Here is a 17,914-nt window from a genome sequence, read left to right as displayed (position 1 = left end):
CAATAAAAAAGACAATCCTTTTAAGGAAGAGGTAAAATACGTATCATTTATTAATTCAAATTATTCGCTTATGAAAAAATTATTATTACCTTTGACCATTCTGCTGTTTTTCGGATTAGTCATATCATCATGTTCTTCAGACGATATACTTCAAAGAGAAAACAACGAACAGCCAAACATTGTAAAAAGAAACAATGAGAAAGCTCGTGAGGCTGGCATAAGATTATTAGAATCATTTGGAATGACAAAAAGTCGTTCATTAAGTACTAGTGACTATCCGGACTATTATGGAGGAAGTTATATTAACGGGGATGGTAAACTTGTTGTTTTTCTTAAAGGAGAAATAGAAAGTACCAAAGCTACTCTTATAAGGTTAATAGGCGAGAATGATGTCATATATACGCAAGGCAATTATTCTTATACGGAGTTGAATAATATTCTAACCAAAATAACTTCATTTATTAGTAGTAATAAAGATTCTCAAATTGCTAAGAATATAAAATACTATTATCTAAATGATTTTGAGAATAATGTCGTGGTGGAACTTAACAGATTTAATGAAATGGAAATAAAAGAATTTAAATCAGAAGTAGTGAACTTTTCAGGAATTGTATTTAAACAATGCACTAGAAAATTTCAAGACCACTCATTATCGCCTGGAAGTTCTATAGGCACACCTAAAGGCACTGCGTCAATGGGCTATAGAGCTACTAGATTTAACACTGACGGTTTTGTTACCGCAGGACATGCTTATAACACAGGCGACCCGGCATATTATAATAATACACTAATCGGTAGTTGTGATCTTTCAATCCAAGGAGGTTCTGTTGATGCAGCATTCATTAGTATAACAAATTTCTCCCTCGTTCCCAATAATGGAAATCTTACCGGAGAAGAATATAATATTTGGGCAGGAGATAATGTAACCAAGTTAGGAGAGACTATAGCTCAATCTGAAGGTTATATTACGAGTACCAATGCAAACGTAAATGTCGGAGGAATAAGTTATACAGACATGGGAGAAGCTACATATTTGAGTGCTTCCGGTGATAGCGGAGGTCCAGTATATCTGACAAATAGTAAAAAAGTAATAGGCATACATAAAGGAAGCACAGCTTTTACATCTATATTTGTTAAGGTTGATAATATAGCATCAAAACTAAATGCTCATTTTAACTAATATTCATCAATGGATTGGATAAGTAACTTATCCAATCCATTTCATATTTAGCTTATGTTCAAATTAATATCTATTTTGATAACCAATGGAATTGTTTTATTCATGCTAATCAGTTGTCATAATAAAACAAGCAATTCAAGAAACACTATAAATCTTGAATATGAAAATAATGCCGACTCTCTAAATTCATATAAAATGGATATATCACATTTCATTCATTCCATCGAGCCAGGAGAAACGATTGTAGAAGAAAAACAAATGCAAGGGAAAGAATTGATCACAAGAAAAAATGAGAATATAAAAGTCTACTTTTTATTACAAGACCCTTGTTCAAAAGACGGATTCTTGAATACTGAAATTACAAATGATACAAATGATACCATTTTTTATATGAACGATCTCTTTTCATACTATAAGGAAAGTAATGATTCATGGCTTCCTCTCGTTTATCCAAGTAATTATGTAAAAAATGATATTGGATATTCAATACCTTCTCAAAAGAGCATCCAAATCAAGTTCTTTTTACCTCCTCAAAAAGAATACCCTAAGGGGAAATACAAACTACAATTGCTATTTCATAGTGCTTCGAAAGATACTTACTATTATATTAATAAATTTTTTCTAAGTAACGCATCCAAATAAGTTATTAATTAATCAATCCATTTTTTATTATTATGAATACGAAAAAAATTATTGGGATTTCTTTATTATCCCTTTGCATTACATTCTTCATGAGTTGTAGTGATGATGACACTCCAAATGATCCGGCAGACACCATCACACTCAATATGCTTAATGAGCACAATGGAAAAACTTATTTAGGCGAATCAGGAACTTATATCAATGAAGCTAATAACTTCGTCACATCTTCTAATTTCATTTCTGACGTAGGAAATGGCGCAGGAGTTGGAGCAAATATTCTACCCTCGCTAACCAACCTCACACACGAAGTAGCGGTTACGCCGGGGCATATTTATCAGATTTTTGATAAAAATACACTTATAGATTTTCCGTCAGGTAATCGTGCTATTCAAGTAGAAGCAAGTTATTACCAAGTCTATGTTGTATCCAAAATATTAAATAGCGACATGACTATCGGTGCAATTGTAAAATACATACCAGTTGTCCCTGACAATAATGAACTGCCTGCATATAGGTATAATATTGGAAGTCTTCACTACATAGGTGAAACGGTTGAATTAGCATTACCCCCAAATATTGAATTTTTCTTGAAAGAACATAGCGCAGGTAAAAAAGGATTAAATGTAACATCTGCCAATAACAAATTAAGAATAACCCTAACTAAAGCACCTGACATAGTCTACGGACCTTATGGAACATTCGACCTTTATATCCGTTCAAATAATGTCTTTACAGTCGTAGAAGTGAATGTGAAATAAGAGCTTTATTATCCAGTAGAACTAAGGGAAAAGGAGAGGAATAAACATCTCTTTAATTATTGGTATCTTCATACAGTTGTTCTGAAGAGCAGTCGTACGAACCTGAAAAGATTACCTCTTTAACCCTAATGTATGACGATAAAACAGAGAAATTCGGTTTTAAATTTGCTACAAAAATGTCATACGGATATATTCTACAGAGTGATAAAACATCAGAATATCATGCAACGATATCCTGACGCCGGTATCACAGAAGTAAAAGTGAATCATGTTTGGAAGGACAATGGGATAATCCAATTAGGAGGACTTACATTTTAATTAAATTGAAAAAAGGAGGTTATTAACAAACGAAGATTGCCCTTTCATCGTTTGTCATGGAATCTATATCCAAGTCCCAGCATCAGATTGCTGGGGTCTTTAAACTTGCTCAACTGATATCCCACGTGCAAAAACAAATGCCGGGTGACATAAGTTTTGAGAGCCAGAATCTGGTAGAACCCTTTTGTATCATCCCCACTGTATATCAAGTTCCGACCGACGCCGACATTGATAGAGAAAACAGGCATCACCAGTTCTGCCCGAAGAGATAACCCCATGGCAAATTGCTTACGGAAAGGAGGACGATGAAACTTCAAATCACCCGAGTAGAACTCGCCCACTCTATACTCCTTAAGATTGGCACTCTCATCATATTGCGCATCTGCAGAAAGCCCTGTCCGAAAATAGTTATTGAAATTATACATCGGGGCGAAATTGATGCCCGCCACTCCGAACGAACCGGGAATCAGACTCGACACATCGTCTCCAATCAGTCCTCTTTTGCGGGTGGCTCCGTAAATCACCAAGTCATAGCTGACGTGAGGCTTTATAAAGAGCCGTCCGGGAGTGATGGAACCGGGCGCCTCATCCGCGCCCAAAGTACGTACGATGCCGACTCTTCCTCCAATAACATTAAGACCGCCATTAGGATAATGCGTGTTTCCATTGGAGAAATGGGTGAGATCTACGCCTGCCGCCAGTTTCCAATACCTGTGAACTTGCCAGTTCAGCAAAAAGCCGAGATTGATGTATGCATTGATCTTGGAGCCAACCAACACGTTTTGCGGATTGGATAGTTCGTCATATTTCTTCCAGCCAAAAGAAGCTCCGAAGTTCCATTCGTAATCAAGCGATAGGCGGGGCAACAGTTGCGCGATACGTGACCCTTGAAAAGCGTATACCGACACCGGATTTCCCAATTCAACGGGACTAAAGAAGGTATGGTAGGAAACGCCAATACCCTGATAGGTATGAGGAAAGAGCCTGCCTAGATTGGATTCTTTGCCGAATCTGAAAGCGTACTTGAAATGGAAAGAAAGCGATTGGTCGATTTTCTTTTGTTGCGCATTGTCTCCTTGCAGAAAACTATGGGTGGAGACGATATAGCCCGGACGGATGTCAAAGCCGAGCTGATGGCGGATCAAGGGATGGCTGACGCTGTCGTTCCGTTGTCCGATGATTGTCTGGGCTTCCAGATTTACGTTGATTGCCGGATGTACCAGAAGGCAAAGGAGGCACAGCAACCGTATGGTGTTTCTATTTCTAATCATTAATATGCTAGTTATTGAAAGGTTAGTTGTTGAGAGGAACATCCCTGTGTGTTATGTGATATTTTACAGGCATTTCGCTATGTAACGTACCGCTTACGATTCGTTGTTTCTTGGTTTTGGGGTGAGAAACATAGAGGGTATATCGCGTTTCCAACCAATCATACACCATCCATAAGGTATAGGTTCGAGCAGTCCGGGGAGGGATTATGTCTTCTTCCTGTTCCGTACTGGGGCAAGACAACATTTGTTGTGCAGAAATGAACGACACCCGTTTACCGTTCATCCCTAAATATCCGTCTTTCATGCTTGGTATTTCCACCGTCAGACCGGCTTCACCCAGTAGTTGAAAAGCTTCGGGCACATCGCTTTTGAATCTCATAAAATGGTAAAAAGACTCAAAAGGGGAAAACGTGTATGTAGAAAAAACATCTGTAAAGTTATGAAAGGAGACGCCTTCTTTTCTCTCTGTCTTGTTTTCCGGATTGTAAGAATATGCATCCAAAGAATAAGTGATGCTATCCATTACATATCTGTCTGTCGGAGAGATCTCGACATGTATCTCCTGCCACTCATACTCGTTGCTTGCCGTGAGTTGAAATTGAAAAGGAGCGGAAAGGGCATTCTCGCCCACCGTTATCTTCACTTCTTCGGGATAAACACGTTCGATGGTGAAATCAATCATCTCCCCGACACACACAATCTTGCCTAATCCGTTCAGCAATGGACCTTGATCATTTGTTACCAGGCGATTGTCCGCATCATATACTTTATATTGAAAGGGAAAACCGGAAGCTGTATACATTGTTAACCAATCCCAATTGGCAGCTGCAAATTGAATAGTGGCAACATCCCCGTTCCCGTCCAACATCAGTTCGGAATCGGAAGGACGGAAGTCGTCGACAAACACGTCTCCGTTACAACCATAAAACTCCCCCAGGATGAGAAGACAGATTGTCAGGTATAGGAATCTTTTCATATTGTTTTCTCTCTTGTTCATGCTCTTTTATTCTCTACGGACAAAAGTAACATATATTTTCAGGAACAGCATACAAACCCGCATTAAGAAGTGTTATTATCACCTGATTAATTACCATATACAGTGGCGGACGCTAAAACGGAGCTAAAACAATATATAGCAAGCAGATGGAGAGAAGTTACTAATTAATCAAACAGTTCTTTCAATACCTCCAGTGATTTCAATGCCGGAAAGTCCGGCAGATGCAAACGATAATAATCATTCATGATCGTCAGGCAGCGAGTACGCTCCGCACGGCTCATACCGAAAAGATGCATGGTCTCATAGTTCATGCGCATCAACTGACGGAGACGGGCGGCCTCTTCAGGATTGATATAAGAAGAATGTAGCTGGGGACGAATAGAAGTGAAACAGGCATTCAATAAATCGAAGTAATCGCCGGTATGATAATCTTCCAGATTCGGGTAAAGCCCCAGAAAACGCGAAAGACGCATCAGGAAAACCAGATGGAAATTGGCAAATCCCTCTCCACACTCGTCCAGCCAAATGATAGAATGTTGCAGATAGGCGAATAACGGACGGTTCTCCGCCTCCTCCCGGATAGCCCTGTAAAGAAACTCCGACAGGAAAAGTGCCATCGAAGACTTATACGGATCATAAGGTATGGAAGAAAATGGATAAAAGGATTTCGCTTCCTTCACACGATAGAGTGTTGCATTGGGCCGATAGTCGGCCTCGAACTCGATAAAAGACAACGGTTGGAAAAGTACGGATTTTACAGCCGCCTTCCGTGAACGGGGTACTGTTACAAGGAAAGAAGCCCTGCCGGACAACTCTGTATACATATCTACAATGATAGAAGTATCATTGTATTTTAATGTATGAAGAACTATTCCTTTCGTTTTTTGCAACATAACCAAATAACCTCGTTTCCAATCCGAAGCAAAGTTACAAAAAAGACAGGCCGATTGGAGACTTTTCAGAGGCATTAACAACAAAAAAAAGAAATCATGCTTCAACAATACATTAATTATAGCCAGCTATAAAAAGAGTCATAAGCACATAGATTGTATTTCATTATATATAATAAGGTATATTCAAAAACAGTTCCTCGAAGTTTTTACATAATAAAGACGCTTTTTTTACAAAAAGCAAAAGCTTATATCCCATTGAATATCAACGCAAAACGAAAGTTACTTTGAAAAAAAATACATATTCCACGAAAATTTTCCCATGAATCATTTGTCAGTTTCAAAAAAGTTCCTACCTTTGCATCCGCAATCGAGAAACAAACACAGATTCGAGAAAGCAAAACGCAGAAATGCAACAATAGGATGGCCCGTTCGTCTATCGGTTAGGACGCAAGATTTTCATTCTTGAAAGGGGGGTTCGATTCCCCCACGGGCTACAAGTTAAAAGAATAAAGAACTAAAAAAATAGATTAGTCGAGATGGCAAATCATAAATCATCACTGAAAAGAATCAGACAAGAAGAGACTAGAAGACTTCACAACAGATATTATGGCAAGACCATGAGAAATGCTGTTAGAAAGCTTCGTGCAACTACTGATAAAGCAGAAGCAGTTGCAATGTACCCAGGCATTACAAAGATGTTGGATAAGTTGGCTAAGGTGAATATTATTCACAAGAACAAAGCTAGTAATCTGAAATCTAAGTTAGCTCTTTACATCAACAAGCTCGCTTAATAGAAAGAATTTTATAATTCTACATAGCATCCAGGCTGAACTTTTAAGTTCGGCCTTTCTTGTTTATAACCCATTGAATATCAAACTTATCAAGATAGCGGAGAATCCACTCACATTCTTTATTTTTCACTGATTATTCTTCGTCAAGTCGACAATTTTCACTATATTTGCTCTGTTATTAAAGTTAGAAAGGCAATTATGAGCGAAGAACAAATCACTCCCAATAACGGGTCTTATTCTGCGGATAGTATCCAGGTATTGGAAGGTCTTGAAGCAGTAAGAAAACGCCCTGCGATGTACATTGGTGACATCAGCGTCAAGGGACTTCACCATTTGGTATACGAAATCGTTGACAACTCTATCGACGAAGCATTGGCCGGATATTGCGACCATATCGAAGTAATAATCAACGAAGACAATTCAATCACAGTACAGGACAACGGACGCGGTATTCCGGTGGACTATCACGAGAAAGAAAAGAAGTCGGCACTGGAAGTTGCCATGACTGTACTGCACGCCGGAGGTAAATTCGACAAAGGATCTTACAAGGTATCCGGAGGTTTGCACGGTGTAGGTATGTCTTGCGTAAATGCGCTGTCTACCCACATGACTACGCAAGTATTCCGTAATGGCAAAATCTACCAGCAGGAGTACGAGATCGGTAAACCGCTTTACTCTGTAAAAGAAGTCGGTACAGCCGACATCACGGGAACCCGCCAACAATTCTGGCCGGACAATACCATCTTTACAGAAACGGTATACGATTACAAGATTCTGGCTTCACGCCTGCGTGAATTAGCTTATCTGAACGCTGGTCTCCGTATTTCCCTGACCGACCGTCGAGTTGTGAACGAAGACGGAAGCTTCAAGGGTGAGCAGTTCTATTCAGAAGAAGGCTTGAGAGAGTTTGTACGTTTTATCGAGTCTTCACGCGAGCACTTGATTAACGACGTTATCTATCTGAACTCGGAAAAACAGGGAATCCCTATTGAGGTGGCTATCATGTACAATACCGGATTCTCCGAAAACGTTCACTCATACGTTAACAATATCAACACCATTGAAGGTGGTACACACCTGGCAGGTTTCCGCCGTGCGCTGACCCGTACGTTGAAGAAATATGCCGAAGACAGCAAGATGCTGGAAAAAGTGAAGGTTGAAATCTCGGGAGATGACTTCCGCGAGGGTTTGACTGCCGTTATCTCCGTAAAAGTGCAAGAGCCACAGTTTGAAGGACAGACTAAAACGAAGTTGGGTAACAACGAAGTGATGGGTGCTGTCGACCAGGCAGTGGGGGAAGTATTGGCATATTATCTGGAAGAGCATCCGAAGGAAGCAAAAACGATTGTAGACAAGGTGATTCTCGCCGCTACCGCACGTCATGCAGCAAGAAAAGCCCGTGAAATGGTACAACGCAAGTCCCCAATGTCAGGAGGCGGTCTACCAGGTAAATTGGCTGACTGTTCGGATAAGGATGCAACGAAATGTGAATTATTCCTCGTCGAGGGAGATTCGGCAGGTGGTACTGCCAAGCAGGGACGTAACCGTATGTTTCAGGCTATCCTCCCATTGCGCGGTAAGATTCTGAACGTAGAGAAAGCCATGTATCACAAGGCTTTGGAAAGTGATGAAATCCGTAACATCTACACAGCCCTCGGTGTTACTATCGGAACTGACGAGGACAGCAAAGAAGCGAATATCCAAAAGCTGCGCTATCACAAGATCATCATCATGACCGATGCCGACGTCGATGGTTCTCACATCGACACACTGATCATGACGTTCTTCTTCCGCTATATGCCACAGATTATTCAGAATGGCTATTTGTACATCGCTACTCCCCCGCTCTACCTCTGCAAAAAAGGTAAAGTAGAAGAGTATTGCTGGACAGATGCACAACGCCAGAAGTTTATTGACACTTACGGTGGCGGTTCGGAAAATGCAATTCATACACAGCGCTACAAAGGTTTGGGTGAAATGAACGCCCAGCAATTGTGGGAAACAACCATGGACCCCGAAAACCGTATGCTGAAACAAGTAAATATTGACAACGCCGCAGAAGCTGATTATATCTTCTCTATGTTGATGGGTGAAGATGTAGGACCACGCCGCGAGTTTATTGAAGAAAATGCAACGTATGCAAATATCGACACATAATTTAAATAATTACGTTTTATAAACCAACCTCACATCTTACAACGAGGAAACGCCGATGGCGAAGGAACATCCTTCGATCGGCGTTTTTCTTTTGCCCAAAGGGGCTTTCATATTCAAATCGTTCAACCGTCCATCTCTTAATAAAACCTAACAGCAGAAACGTTTTCCATACAAAATCACTATCTTGCATAAAAAGCAAAGAAAACATAACTATGAAAATGAAAACTACTGCTCCTAATCCGTTATTTGCAAAGATCAGGTTGTTTCTTATTGTATTGACTTCCTGCGTAATCGCCACTTGTATTTTCTTGATTATTATTCATCCGGAAGTATGGATGATACCGACATGCGGAATTATTATCGCATTGTGTATTTTACTATATCAGGTATATTGCATACGCAAGAACCGGAAGAGAATTTAAATGTACTGTTGCTTTTTCAGTTCTTCGGCAACAGTGACCAGCTCTTTGTACCATTCTTCACCGAACTTACGGATTAAAGGCTCTTTCAAAAACTGATATACGGGAAGATTCTCTTTTTTTCCCAGCAAAACCGCTGCTTTGCATATGTCCCAACGATTATAATTCACCGCTTTATAAGGTCCGTAATCTCCAATCCGGATAGGGTAAAGATGGCAGGACACCGGTTTATAGAAAGCAGTCTTTCCCGCTCGATAGGCCTTTTCGATTGCGCAATAACAACAACCGTTCTCATCATAACAAGTAAACACACAGTCCTTATTATTGACAATAGAAGTCACCAAATCACCTTCCTGATCCGTATATACCACTCCTTGCTTTTCAATCACCGCACGTGCCTCCGGAGCCAGTTCGTCCCAGATAACCGGCAAAACTTCTTCCAACTCCATCACCTCATCCAGCTCTACCGGAGCACCGGCATCACCTTCAATGCAACAAGCACCCTTACAGGCACCCAGATCGCAAAGAAACTTCTCCTGAAATACATCAAGAGATACTACTACATCACCTATTTGTATCATTTTAAACCTTATGTGAGACAAAAAGGGCGGAGTTCTACTCCGCCCTCCCAATTATAGAAATTTAAATTACTTAATCAAAACGTTTCCGTCCATTTCAGCCGGAGCAGCCAGACCCATAATCTTGAGAATAGTCGGAGCAACATCTGCCAGACGACCGTTTTCTACTTTCGCAGTTTTGTTCTCTGTTACATAAACACAAGGAACAGGGTTCAAAGAGTGAGCAGTGTTCGGAGTACCGTCTTCGTTCAAAGCGTGGTCAGCGTTACCATGATCAGCAATGATAATTGCTTCGTAATCCTGTGCTTTGGCAGCTTCAATTACATCTTTCACGCAAGCATCTACAGCAATAACAGCTTTCTCGATTGCTTCATAAATACCGGTATGACCTACCATGTCACCATTAGCGAAGTTCACTACGATGAAATCATATTTGTTCTCGTTGATGGCAGCCACCAGTTTGTCTTTTACTTCGAAAGCGCTCATTTCCGGCTTCAAGTCATAAGTAGCCACTTTGGGAGAAGGAACAAGAATACGATCTTCTTTGTCAAACGGAGTTTCACGTCCACCATTGAAGAAGAATGTTACGTGTGCATACTTTTCTGTTTCAGCGATATGAAGTTGGCTCAAGCCTTTAGAAGCAAGATATTCGCCCAATGTATTAGATACATTATCTTTGTCAAACAGGATATGAACACCCTTGAAAGAAGCATCGTACGGAGTCATACAGTAATATTGCAGGCCCGGGATAGTGTGCATACCGGCTTCCGGCATATCTTGTTGAGTCAATACAACAGTCAACTCTTTGGCACGGTCATTACGGTAGTTGAAGAAGATAACCACATCACCTTCTTTGATTGTTCCGTCGCAGTTGGCATTCACAATCGGTTTGATGAATTCATCTGTAACACCTGCATTATAAGAGTCCTGCATGGCCTGAACCATATCGGTAGCTTTCTCACCTATGCCGTTTACAAGCAGGTCATAAGCTTCTTTTACACGTTCCCAGCGTTTGTCACGGTCCATAGCGTAATAACGGCCGATGATAGAAGCAATCTTGCCTGCAGATTTCTCACAGTGTGCAGAAAGTTCTTCGATAAAGCCTTTACCGCTCTTCGGGTCAGTGTCACGACCATCCATGAAGCAGTGGATAAATGTATTGTCGATGTTATATTCTTTAGCGATATCGCAAAGTTTGAAGAGATGAACGAGTGAGCTGTGTACGCCACCGTTAGAAGTCAGCCCCATAAAGTGAACACTCTTTCCGTTTTCTTTTGCATAAGAGAAAGCAGAAACGACTTCAGGATTTTTCAGGATGCTATTATCAGCACATGCACGATTGATTTTTACCAAATCCTGATAAACCACGCGTCCGGCACCGATATTCAAGTGACCTACTTCCGAGTTACCCATCTGTCCGTCGGGCAAACCTACGTTTTCACCGCTTGCCTGAAGTTGAGAGTGAGGATAAGTAGTCATCAGATAATCCCAGTAAGGAGTGGGCGTGTTGAAGATTACGTCGTCTTTCTTTTGGTCACCTAATCCCCAACCATCGAGGATCATTAAAAGGGCTTTCTTACTCATAATATTTCAATATTTAAATTATCACTCTGATTTTCGGGCGCAAAGGTACAAAAAAGATGGTTACGTAAACGTTTAATCTATGTTAAGTTACAGGGCAGAAGTGCACCAGGCTATGAATGTTTTTCTTACTTTGTAAAAGTACTTTCAATATATTGATCGAAAAACACGATACAAAAGGCGGAACCTACTTCATTTTTCCGTACCTTTGCATCGCTTTAAAAATAAAATCATAGAAATATGGACGATTCAAACCCGCGAACGTGCACAACTAGTATTAATTAAAGCGAACAGAGTCATTGAAACCTGATGCCTCTGCTCGTGTCAAACAAACGAAAGGAGGCAATAAGATGAGAACGTATCTTTATTGTGAAGCTGGCTTTGTGGAAAAAGCTCAATGGCTTCCTAACAGCTGGGTAAATGTAGTATGCCCGAATAACGATGACTTTGAATTTCTAACTCAAACTCTCAACGTACCCGAATCATTTCTTAATGACATAGCCGATACGGACGAACGTCCGCGTACGGATACGGAAGGCAACTGGCTATTGACCATTCTTCGTATCCCTGTACAGATTGCGCAAAACAGCACTCTGCCTTTCAGCACCGTACCAATTGGTATCATCACCAACAATGAGATCATTGTGTCCGTCTGTTATCATAACACTGATCTATTACCGGATTTTATTGAACACACCCGCCGAAAAGGGATTGTTGTGCGCAACAAACTGGATCTGATTCTCCGGATCATCTATTCTTCTGCCGTGTGGTTCCTGAAGTATCTAAAGCAGATAAACATAGACATCAGCGCCGCAGAAAAGGAACTGGAGCGAAGCATCCGCAACGAGGACCTGCTCCGGCTGATGAGACTGCAGAAAACACTTGTCTACTTCAACACTTCCATCCGCGGAAATGAAGTAATGATAGGAAAGTTAAGAACTATCTTCCAGGATACGGATTATCTGGACACAGAACTTGTGGAGGATGTTATTATCGAATTGAAACAGGCACTTAACACGGTGAATATTTACAGTGATATTCTCACGGGAACAATGGATGCTTTTGCCTCTATTATCTCCAATAACGTGAATACGATCATGAAACGTATGACAAGTTTATCCATCGTCCTGATGCTCCCGACATTGATTGCCAGTTTCTATGGTATGAATGTGGATATTCATCTGGAAGAGGTACCCTTCGCTTTCTCTTTGATTGTACTCTTCTCCATTGGATTGTCAACTCTTGCATTTGTGATATTCCGGAAGATAAAATGGTTCTAATACAAAAAACAGCTCACCATCTGTGATCCTTTAGAGGACTCTAAGACGGTAAGCTGTAAATTATACGTTTTTTATTCGATAGAGAATTAATTAAAAGAGAATGTTTAGAGAGAGAAATTAAAATATCTTATCCTTCTTTATTTGCTTTTCTTCCGCCCAACGGAATAGAAACTCCAACGAATCCGTTCACAGAGTTAGAGTTCTTACCTAAGAACATATAGTCAGTTCCGACAAACAGAGGACCTAATTTCAGACCCAGACCGAAAGATTTACCTGCTGACTGGATAGCTGAGTAGCTAAGTGCTACATTGAACCAGCTTTTCGGACGGTAGTTTGCAGAGAATGTTAATTCTGTAAGAGCATCAGGCTGTACAAAACGAGTTGTTGACAATACACCTACTGCTAATTTGTTATTGAAGAATCCATATTCTGCACCTAATACTAGGGTAGAAGCAAGACGAGATTTACGGGACTTGCTTGCTTCTTCCGTTCTAAGTTGCAACATTTCATAGTCAAGTACGTCACCGCCACTAACACGCTCCATATATCCATTAGCATCCGTCTGCAAATCCTTTATGTTATTTTCAATAGCAGTAATACTTCCAGGGATATTATTAGGATCAATACCTGATGTGTAGTCACTTCCCTTCATATCAATGCCTGCTGCTTTAGCATTAGCTATTTGAGTGCTACTTTTCGACCATGATATAAACCCCAAGTCCAAAATAGAAGCAGATACAGTCAGATTATCCATAATCTTGTAAGACGCTCCCAAGTCAATACCGAAGCCGTAACCTGCGATTCCCATGTCTTTGCTCTCAAATTCGAAATCACTAATATAATCCTGTCCATCTTCCTTTTTCAAATTCAATCCTTTGAAAGAACTTTCCAAATGAGCATCTACTGCCAGATTAGCATGGTAGCCCTCAATTTCACTTCTTAACTTCGTAATATCGTCAACACCCAAACTAGATAAATATGCTGGATCCTGTAATTGATTAATACGGGCATCACTAGGCAAATTAGCATTCATCGCAACTTTATTAAGTTTCAACTCCATGTTGCCAATACCCAATAAAGCTTTCACTCTAGCACCAACCGTCAAACGGTTATTAATCTGACGTGAAAGTCCTAAACCAACTTCAGTATAAGCATTGATATTCAATTGCTGACCACTAATATCATAGTTACTATTTCTCCAGTTTTCTTCAACTGTTTCCATCTCATTCAAGAAGGTAAACATATTCTTTGTCAGGTTAGCACCAATATCTGTACGAAGACCAATATTGAATGACCAGAAGTTTTTTCCTTTATACCATCCTGCAGAAAGAATTTCTGTACTGAAGTTTACATTCAGTTTATTATTATCTTTCAGACGATTCATGAAATCCGGTTTAGTGTAGAAATCATCGCCATCATCAATAATGTCAATGATATCCTGATAACCTAACGAAGTAGAACCAACCGTTGCATTGACAGCACCGATCACCGGAAGATTGAAGTAACCTTTAGTCGGTGTTAAAGCCGGATTCAGTTGTTGACGATAGTGAGTACCTTCCATGAAATAGGAAGTACGTAAAAACTGTGCATTTGCAGAAAGAGTGCAAACCAACATAATAAAAAATACCCCAATGAGCTTAGAAGACCATAATAGCTTGTTCGTTGCCATGATTTTAAACTTTTTAATTCTTATTATTGTTCGCAAAGATATAGCATTTCAATAACAAATAAAAGCACTAGGCAACACTTTTTTAGCCTAAACGGAACAATTTCACGGTTATCCGTAACAAAATCGTGCTTATTCTGCAAAAAAATGTAGAAAATATGTGCAAAATGAAATAAAGCGTCCTTAGAAGTTCAAAGTCAACTGTCCATCTCCCAACAGGTTGAACGTCATGCGATGGTAAGGAGTAGTGCCACGTTCGGCAATGGAGGCACGATGTTTTTTAGTTGGATAACCTTTATTGTGGTCCCAGTCATAATATGGAAATTCTTCGTGAAGACGGTTCATATAATCGTCTCGATATGTTTTGGCTAAAATTGAAGCTGCTGCTATCGAAAGATATTTCCCGTCTCCTTTCACTACTGTAGTATGGGGAACACCGGGGTATTTAGTGAAACGATTACCGTCGATCAGTAAATGTTGGGGACGGGTGGACAACTGGTCCACTGCACGATGCATCGCCAGAAAAGAAGCCCGCAGGATATTTATTTCATCAATTTCTTCCGGTGACACAATGCCAACTGCCCAAGCTATCGCTTCTTTCTCTATTACCTCACGCAATGCATAACGTTGCTTTTCGGTCAGTTGTTTGGAGTCATTCAACAGTTCATTCTTAAAATCCTTCGGAAGAATAACCGCAGCAGCATATACCGCTCCCGCCAAACACCCACGACCGGCCTCATCACATCCGGCCTCAATCAGATTCTCGTTCAAATAAGGTAATAACATATTTATCGCTTCTATTTTGATACAAAGGTAATTCAAATAAGAAAAAGGAGACTTGTTTTGTCTCCTTTTTCTTATTTCTCTTCTGCTTTTTTAGAATAAACTCCAAGCAACAGTAAGTCCTGCCATCACAATGGCGACCATACTCATAAGCTTTATCAAAATATTCAAGCTCGGACCGGAGGTATCTTTAAACGGATCACCTACTGTATCTCCTACTACGGTTGCTTTATGCACTTCACCGCCTTTTCCACCAAAGTTACCTTCTTCCACATATTTCTTTGCGTTATCCCATGCACCTCCGGCGTTAGCCATAAAGATAGCCAACACGAAACCACTGCTCAAGCCACCAATCAGCAGACCGAGTACGCCGGGAACACCAAAGATAAATCCTGTAAGAATCGGAGCAACAATAGCAATCAAGGAAGGAATAACCATCTCACGCTGCGCACCCTTTGTCGATATTTCAACACAACGTTCGTAATCCGGCTCGGCCTCTCCAGTCAGAATACCCTTTATGTCACGGAACTGGCGGCGCACTTCGTCAACCATGTGTCCTGCCGCACGTCCTACTGCATTCATTGTCAAACCACAAAACAGGAAAGCCATCATTGAACCGAGGAACATGCCCGAAAGTACTTTCGGATTCATCAAGTGTACTTCGTAATAATCCATGAAGTCGATAAAAGTGGCATTTGCTACACTGATAGAACTTCCATCTGCAAAAGTCAGGTCTACATTACCGAGACGTGTCAGGCCGATTCGGATTTCTTCAATATAAGAAGCCAGCAAAGCCAAACCTGTCAGTGCAGCGGAACCTATAGCAAAACCTTTTCCCGTGGCGGCAGTTGTATTACCCAATGAATCGAGCGCATCAGTACGTTTGCGAACTTCAGCACCCAGGCCGGACATTTCCGCATTACCTCCCGCATTATCCGCAATCGGCCCGTAAGCATCCGTTGCCAATGTGATACCTAAGGTAGAAAGCATACCGACAGCTGCAATACCGATACCATACAATCCCATGCCTACATTACCGAAATCACCTCCAGAAGCCAACAGATAGGAAGCAATGATACCAATCACTACTGCAACCACAGGAATAGCTGTAGAAAGCATACCCAAACCAATGCCGGAAATAATGACGGTAGCAGGTCCGGTCTTACCACTTTCACTTAGTTTTTGGGTAGGGCGATAGGATTGGGAAGTGTAATATTCCGTAGAACGTCCGATGACAATACCTACCAACAATCCGACTACTACGGCACAAGAAATCAAAATCCAGTTATCAAGCTGCAAGAACCACAGGATTAAGAATGTAGCTGCAACAATAAGCACGGAGCTAAGGTTCGTACCGAAAGCCAACGAACCGAGCAAATCTTTCATAGTTGCATTCTCTTTAGTACGGACAGCAAATATACCTATAATAGAAAGGATAATACCAACAGCTGCAATCAACATCGGAGCAATAACCGCCTTGAATTGCATCACTGTATCTGCCGAATGGATAAAAGCAGCAGCACCCAGTGCAGCTGTTGCCAGAATCGAGCCACAGTAAGATTCATATAAGTCGGCTCCCATACCGGCTACGTCACCGACATTGTCACCGACATTATCGGCAATGGTGGCAGGATTACGAGGGTCATCTTCCGGAATTCCGGCTTCTACTTTACCTACCAAGTCGGCTCCAACATCGGCTGCCTTCGTATAGATACCACCGCCTACACGGGCAAAGAGTGCTTGCGTAGAAGCACCCATACCGAAAGTCAGCATGGTAGTAGTAATTACACAGAGTTTATGAGTAGGTGTCAGCGCATCAGCAGGAATCACTGCATTCAACAACAGATACCAGAAAGATATATCGAGCAATCCCAGACCAACTACAACTAATCCCATCACCGCGCCGCTTCGGAAAGCAATCCTCAACCCTGCATTCAGAGAAGTGCGGGCAGCATTAGCGGTACGAGCCGATGCATAAGTCGCCGTCTTCATCCCTAGAAATCCGGAAAGTCCGGAGAAAAATCCGCCTGTAAGAAAAGCAATGGGAACCCATGCATTCTGTACATGAAAGCCATAGGCCATAATTGAAAACAGAATAACCAACCCCAAGAATACCCAGCCTACTATTTTGTATTGCTGTTTCAGATAAGACATAGCTCCTTTGCGCACAGCAGCAGCTATCTTTATCATTTGGGGTGTACCTTCGCTCTCTTTCATCATTTGCTTATGAAAGTAATAAGCAAAGCAGAGGGCTAACACGGAAGCGACTGGAACCAGCCAGAAAAGAATGTTGTCCATAGGATCAATTTTTAAAGGGTTTACGAAGGCTAAAAGTATGGAAATCAAACGAAATAAGCAAGTAAAAAAGAAAGAATTTATAAAGCTGAATCATTCTATCTTTTATACATCTCTTTAAACAAATGAACATGCTGTGGTTATTTACTTTATCCCTTATTTCCGCACTGGTTATGAACATTTCTATTTCACCACAGAGGACACCGAGTATACAGAGGAAAGAAATAATCTGTGGTGAAATGATTCATTTCTATGCCATTATAATTATCTTTGCAGCATTCTATGCCCACAAACTAACTAATACC

The 17,914-nt window shown here is 40.8% G+C and carries 15 protein-coding genes and 1 tRNA gene; 8 read left to right on the top strand and 8 right to left on the bottom strand.

Annotated elements, in window-relative coordinates:
* Positions 1-70 precede the first annotated feature (70 nt).
* From HMPREF9010_RS11485 to HMPREF9010_RS11495, 3 genes are read left to right on the top strand one after another with little or no spacing between them, the layout of a single operon-like run.
* Complete coding sequence (locus HMPREF9010_RS11485) at positions 71-1,180, top strand: hypothetical protein (protein WP_008649209.1); 1,110 nt, start codon at positions 71-73, stop codon at positions 1,178-1,180.
* 54 nt (positions 1,181-1,234) lie between these two features.
* Entirely contained in the window at positions 1,235-1,822 is a 588-nt protein-coding gene (locus HMPREF9010_RS11490; protein ID WP_032852697.1) for an immunoglobulin-like domain-containing protein, read from the top strand.
* Between the two features lie 32 nt (positions 1,823-1,854).
* A complete protein-coding gene (locus HMPREF9010_RS11495) occupies positions 1,855-2,580 on the top strand; it encodes a DUF5036 family protein (protein WP_008649207.1) in 726 nt (241 codons plus the stop codon).
* Between the two features lie 362 nt (positions 2,581-2,942).
* Here HMPREF9010_RS11495 and HMPREF9010_RS11500 read toward each other — a convergent pair whose 3' ends face one another.
* From HMPREF9010_RS11500 to recO, 3 genes are all read right to left on the bottom strand, one after another.
* Complete coding sequence (locus HMPREF9010_RS11500) at positions 2,943-4,169, bottom strand: acyloxyacyl hydrolase (RefSeq protein WP_008649205.1); 1,227 nt, start codon at positions 4,167-4,169, stop codon at positions 2,943-2,945.
* 22 nt (positions 4,170-4,191) lie between these two features.
* A complete protein-coding gene (locus HMPREF9010_RS11505) occupies positions 4,192-5,145 on the bottom strand; it encodes a hypothetical protein (protein ID WP_032852717.1) in 954 nt (317 codons plus the stop codon).
* A gap of 185 nt (positions 5,146-5,330) precedes the next feature.
* A complete protein-coding gene (gene recO, locus HMPREF9010_RS11510) occupies positions 5,331-6,059 on the bottom strand; it encodes a DNA repair protein RecO (protein ID WP_004298226.1) in 729 nt (242 codons plus the stop codon).
* Positions 6,060-6,481: 422 nt separating this feature from the next.
* Here recO and HMPREF9010_RS11515 point away from each other — a divergent pair.
* The 4 genes from HMPREF9010_RS11515 to HMPREF9010_RS11530 all read left to right on the top strand — a co-directional run bounded on the left by HMPREF9010_RS11515 (position 6,482) and on the right by HMPREF9010_RS11530 (position 9,429).
* Positions 6,482-6,553 (top strand) — tRNA-Glu (locus HMPREF9010_RS11515).
* Between the two features lie 42 nt (positions 6,554-6,595).
* Positions 6,596-6,850, top strand: a complete 255-nt coding sequence (gene rpsT / locus HMPREF9010_RS11520) for a 30S ribosomal protein S20 (protein WP_004298235.1) — start codon at positions 6,596-6,598, stop codon at positions 6,848-6,850.
* A 198-nt stretch (positions 6,851-7,048) separates the two neighbouring features.
* Positions 7,049-9,007, top strand: coding sequence for a DNA topoisomerase (ATP-hydrolyzing) subunit B (gene gyrB, locus HMPREF9010_RS11525; RefSeq protein WP_008649203.1), 1,959 nt, complete (start codon positions 7,049-7,051; stop codon positions 9,005-9,007).
* A 212-nt stretch (positions 9,008-9,219) separates the two neighbouring features.
* Entirely contained in the window at positions 9,220-9,429 is a 210-nt protein-coding gene (locus HMPREF9010_RS11530; protein WP_008649201.1) for a hypothetical protein, read from the top strand.
* On the opposite strand, the gene HMPREF9010_RS11535 is transcribed toward HMPREF9010_RS11530, so the two are convergent.
* A complete protein-coding gene (locus HMPREF9010_RS11535) occupies positions 9,426-10,007 on the bottom strand; it encodes a DUF3109 family protein (protein ID WP_008649198.1) in 582 nt (193 codons plus the stop codon). The genes HMPREF9010_RS11530 and HMPREF9010_RS11535 overlap by 4 nt on opposite strands.
* A 66-nt stretch (positions 10,008-10,073) precedes the next feature.
* On the bottom strand, positions 10,074-11,588 hold the full coding sequence (gpmI, locus tag HMPREF9010_RS11540) for a 2,3-bisphosphoglycerate-independent phosphoglycerate mutase (protein WP_008649189.1): 1,515 nt from the start codon (positions 11,586-11,588) through the stop codon (positions 10,074-10,076).
* Between the two features lie 347 nt (positions 11,589-11,935).
* On the opposite strand from gpmI, the gene HMPREF9010_RS11545 reads away from it, so the two are divergent.
* Positions 11,936-12,865: a magnesium transporter CorA family protein gene (locus HMPREF9010_RS11545; protein ID WP_008649186.1), complete on the top strand. Its 930-nt coding sequence runs from the start codon at positions 11,936-11,938 to the stop codon at positions 12,863-12,865.
* A gap of 127 nt (positions 12,866-12,992) precedes the next feature.
* On the opposite strand, the gene HMPREF9010_RS11550 is transcribed toward HMPREF9010_RS11545, so the two are convergent.
* The 3 genes from HMPREF9010_RS11550 to HMPREF9010_RS11560 all read right to left on the bottom strand — a co-directional run bounded on the left by HMPREF9010_RS11550 (position 12,993) and on the right by HMPREF9010_RS11560 (position 17,612).
* The gene (locus HMPREF9010_RS11550) at positions 12,993-14,534 is read right to left on the bottom strand and encodes a DUF5723 family protein (RefSeq protein WP_008649185.1); all 1,542 of its coding nucleotides are present in this window, start codon (positions 14,532-14,534) and stop codon (positions 12,993-12,995) included.
* Between the two features lie 180 nt (positions 14,535-14,714).
* Positions 14,715-15,317, bottom strand: a complete 603-nt coding sequence (locus HMPREF9010_RS11555; RefSeq protein ID WP_008649183.1) for a ribonuclease HII — start codon at positions 15,315-15,317, stop codon at positions 14,715-14,717.
* 90 nt (positions 15,318-15,407) lie between these two features.
* Positions 15,408-17,612 (bottom strand): sodium-translocating pyrophosphatase, encoded by a 2,205-nt coding sequence (locus tag HMPREF9010_RS11560; protein WP_008649182.1) that lies wholly within the window; start codon positions 17,610-17,612, stop codon positions 15,408-15,410.
* Positions 17,613-17,914: the final 302 nt, after the last annotated feature.

The sequence above is a fragment of the Bacteroides sp. 3_1_23 genome, from assembly GCF_000162555.1.
Lineage (GTDB): Bacteria > Bacteroidota > Bacteroidia > Bacteroidales > Bacteroidaceae > Bacteroides > Bacteroides ovatus.
Note: the sequence above shows the minus strand (reverse complement) of the source record. Positions and strands in the feature narration are given on the sequence as shown.

Coding starts and splice junctions, on each gene's coding strand:
- HMPREF9010_RS11485 (WP_008649209.1), top strand. CDS start 71: ATGAAAAAATTATTATTACCTTTGACCATTCTGCTGTTTTTCGGATTA.
- HMPREF9010_RS11490 (WP_032852697.1), top strand. CDS start 1,235: ATGTTCAAATTAATATCTATTTTGATAACCAATGGAATTGTTTTATTC.
- HMPREF9010_RS11495 (WP_008649207.1), top strand. CDS start 1,855: ATGAATACGAAAAAAATTATTGGGATTTCTTTATTATCCCTTTGCATT.
- HMPREF9010_RS11500 (WP_008649205.1), bottom strand. CDS start 4,169: ATGATTAGAAATAGAAACACCATACGGTTGCTGTGCCTCCTTTGCCTT.
- HMPREF9010_RS11505 (WP_032852717.1), bottom strand. CDS start 5,145: ATGAAAAGATTCCTATACCTGACAATCTGTCTTCTCATCCTGGGGGAG.
- recO (WP_004298226.1), bottom strand. CDS start 6,059: ATGTTGCAAAAAACGAAAGGAATAGTTCTTCATACATTAAAATACAAT.
- rpsT (WP_004298235.1), top strand. CDS start 6,596: ATGGCAAATCATAAATCATCACTGAAAAGAATCAGACAAGAAGAGACT.
- gyrB (WP_008649203.1), top strand. CDS start 7,049: ATGAGCGAAGAACAAATCACTCCCAATAACGGGTCTTATTCTGCGGAT.
- HMPREF9010_RS11530 (WP_008649201.1), top strand. CDS start 9,220: ATGAAAATGAAAACTACTGCTCCTAATCCGTTATTTGCAAAGATCAGG.
- HMPREF9010_RS11535 (WP_008649198.1), bottom strand. CDS start 10,007: ATGATACAAATAGGTGATGTAGTAGTATCTCTTGATGTATTTCAGGAG.
- gpmI (WP_008649189.1), bottom strand. CDS start 11,588: ATGAGTAAGAAAGCCCTTTTAATGATCCTCGATGGTTGGGGATTAGGT.
- HMPREF9010_RS11545 (WP_008649186.1), top strand. CDS start 11,936: ATGAGAACGTATCTTTATTGTGAAGCTGGCTTTGTGGAAAAAGCTCAA.
- HMPREF9010_RS11550 (WP_008649185.1), bottom strand. CDS start 14,534: ATGGCAACGAACAAGCTATTATGGTCTTCTAAGCTCATTGGGGTATTT.
- HMPREF9010_RS11555 (WP_008649183.1), bottom strand. CDS start 15,317: ATGTTATTACCTTATTTGAACGAGAATCTGATTGAGGCCGGATGTGAT.
- HMPREF9010_RS11560 (WP_008649182.1), bottom strand. CDS start 17,612: ATGGACAACATTCTTTTCTGGCTGGTTCCAGTCGCTTCCGTGTTAGCC.